This window comes from Bacillus sp. MBGLi79, from assembly GCF_002953915.1.
Genome location: NZ_CP026521.1, coordinates 4,056,104 through 4,058,018, shown reverse-complemented (window position 1 = coordinate 4,058,018; position 1,915 = coordinate 4,056,104). Strand labels below are relative to the sequence as shown.

Annotated in this window: 3 protein-coding genes; all 3 read left to right on the top strand. The window is 46.7% G+C overall.

The genetic code is table 11. The features are described 5' to 3' along the window. Positions 1-268 precede the first annotated feature (268 nt). Positions 269-733 (top strand): 8-oxo-dGTP diphosphatase, encoded by a 465-nt coding sequence (locus C1T29_RS20730; RefSeq protein WP_023856352.1) that lies wholly within the window; start codon positions 269-271, stop codon positions 731-733. A gap of 21 nt (positions 734-754) precedes the next feature. Then, positions 755-1,642: an RNase adapter RapZ gene (rapZ, locus tag C1T29_RS20725; protein ID WP_020453060.1), complete on the top strand. Its 888-nt coding sequence runs from the start codon at positions 755-757 to the stop codon at positions 1,640-1,642. A gap of 1 nt (position 1,643) precedes the next feature. Further along, the coding region (locus tag C1T29_RS20720; RefSeq protein WP_208945547.1) for a gluconeogenesis factor YvcK family protein at positions 1,644-1,915 on the top strand (272 nt) is incomplete at its 3' end.

Below are 1,915 nucleotides of genomic sequence, written 5' to 3'. Positions count from 1 at the left end.
GAAGAGAAATTTTTACAAATTTCACAAGTTGTTCAAATTTCAATATTGAAACGTCTATTTTTGCTGTAAAATAGAATGAAAGAACGGTTTTCGCAAGCGCTTCCATTCGCTGAAAAAGCCGTTTCTTTAAGGTTTACCCTGGAAAAGCTTTAAAGCAGTCCGGAAAAAAGCGATTTTCGCGGCGGAACTGCATGTTCATTGTGAGCGGGGACAGGAAGCGGTATAATAGAAAAAAGAATTGAAGGAATAAAAGGATGGGTGACAGACTTTGCAAAGAGTGACGAATTGTGTGCTGACTTCAGGTGATAAAGTCCTGTTGCTGCAAAAGCCCAGACGAGGCTGGTGGGTAGCCCCCGGCGGCAAAATGGAAAGCGGGGAAACCGTCAGGGACGCCGTCATCAGGGAATACCGCGAAGAGACGGGCTTGTATGTGCTGAACCCGCAGCTGAAAGGGATATTCACCTTTATCATAAAAGAAAATGATCAGGTCGTATCTGAATGGATGATGTTCACATTCGTCGCCGATCATTATACAGGCAAACATGTAGAAGAATCGGAAGAAGGCATCATCGAGTGGCATCAGGCGGCAGACGTCTGGAGCCTGCCGATGGCGCCGGGAGACGTCCATATTCTGGATTTTATGCTGAAAGGCAAAGGACTGCTTCACGGCACCTTTACGTATACGCCTGACTTTGAATTGCTGTCCTATCGCCTCGACCCGCAAGGCGAATAAACATAAGAGGGGGAGAGAAGCATGAATGCGAATGGAGGCCATGATATACAGCTTGTGATCATAACCGGAATGTCAGGGGCAGGAAAAACAGTGGCGATTCAAAGCTTTGAGGATCTCGGTTTTTTCTGTGTCGATAATCTGCCGCCATCTTTGCTGCCGAAATTTTTGGAGCTGATGAAGGAATCAAGTTCAAAAATGAGCAAAGTTGCCCTTGTTATGGATTTGCGCGGCCGCGAGTTTTTTGACAGCTTGATTGAAGCGCTTGACGAGATTGGGGAAACATCTTGGATTACCCCGCGAATTTTATTTTTAGATGCCAAGGATTTGGTTCTCGTTTCAAGATATAAAGAGACAAGAAGGTCCCACCCCCTTGCGACAACTGGCCTGCCGCTTGAGGGTATCCGAACGGAACGGGAGCTTCTCGAAGAGCTGAAAGGCCGCTCTCAAATCATTTATGATACATCTGATATGAAACCGAGGGACCTGCGCGAAAAAATTGTCCAGCATTTTGCGGCAGATCATGGACATACCTTTACAGTGAATGTAATGTCATTCGGGTTTAAATACGGATTACCGATCGATGCGGATCTAGTGTTCGACGTAAGGTTTCTTCCGAATCCGTACTATATCGACAGCATGAGGCCGTTGACGGGAAAAGATCAGGAAGTATCTTCGTATGTGATGAAATGGAACGAAACACAAAAGTTTCTTGAAAAACTGACCGAGCTGCTGAGCTTTATGCTTCCGTCATATAAGCGCGAAGGTAAAAGCCAGCTAGTCATCGCGATTGGCTGCACAGGCGGACAGCATCGCTCGGTGACGCTTGCTGAATACCTTGCCGATTATTATAAAAAGGACTACTATACTCATGTTACTCACCGGGACATCGAGAAGAAAAGCAGAAAATAGCATGGCAGATCAGAAAAAAATCGCAATTTTTGGCGGAGGAACAGGCCTTTCGGTATTGCTCAGAGGATTGAAGCAACATCCGGTTGACATTACGGCGATTGTGACGGTCGCAGATGACGGCGGAAGCTCGGGGAGGCTGCGCGATGAGCTTAAAATTCCCCCTCCGGGGGACATCAGAAATGTGCTCGCTGCACTGTCTGATGTTGAACCGCTTGTTGAAGATCTGTTCCAGCACCGCTTCTCTAAAGGCGGCGATTTAATCGGCCATTCATT

What these genes read in the sequence shown, in the direction of transcription:
- rapZ (WP_020453060.1), top strand. Translation starts at nt 755, where the DNA reads ATGAATGCGAATGGAGGCCATGATATACAGCTTGTGATCATAACCGGA.